The organism is Citrobacter sp. TBCS-14 (assembly GCF_005280805.1).
Lineage (GTDB): Bacteria > Pseudomonadota > Gammaproteobacteria > Enterobacterales > Enterobacteriaceae > Citrobacter > Citrobacter gillenii.
Genome location: NZ_SZWM01000837.1, coordinates 328 through 599 on the forward strand (window position 1 = coordinate 328; position 272 = coordinate 599).

1 protein-coding gene is annotated in these 272 nt (G+C 52.2%); it reads left to right on the plus strand.

What is annotated here, in order from left to right; genetic code table 11:
- The coding region (locus FDX22_RS21585; protein WP_186805416.1) for a SufD family Fe-S cluster assembly protein at positions 1-272 on the plus strand (272 nt) is incomplete at both ends.

A 272-nucleotide genomic window follows, 5' to 3' on the forward strand; every position in this document is an offset into this window, starting at 1 on the left:
GCCAGTTACATAAAACGATTGTCAGCGATAAAGGCCGGGCGGTGTTTAATGGCCTGATTAACGTGGCGCAGCATGCCATTAAAACCGATGGTCAGATGACCAACAATAATTTGCTGCTCGGTAAACTGGCAGAAGTGGATACCAGGCCGCAGCTTGAAATCTACGCTGATGACGTGAAATGCAGCCACGGGGCGACGGTAGGGCGGATCGACGATGAACAGATGTTCTATCTGCGTTCGCGTGGGATTGGCCAGCAGGATGCCCAACAGATG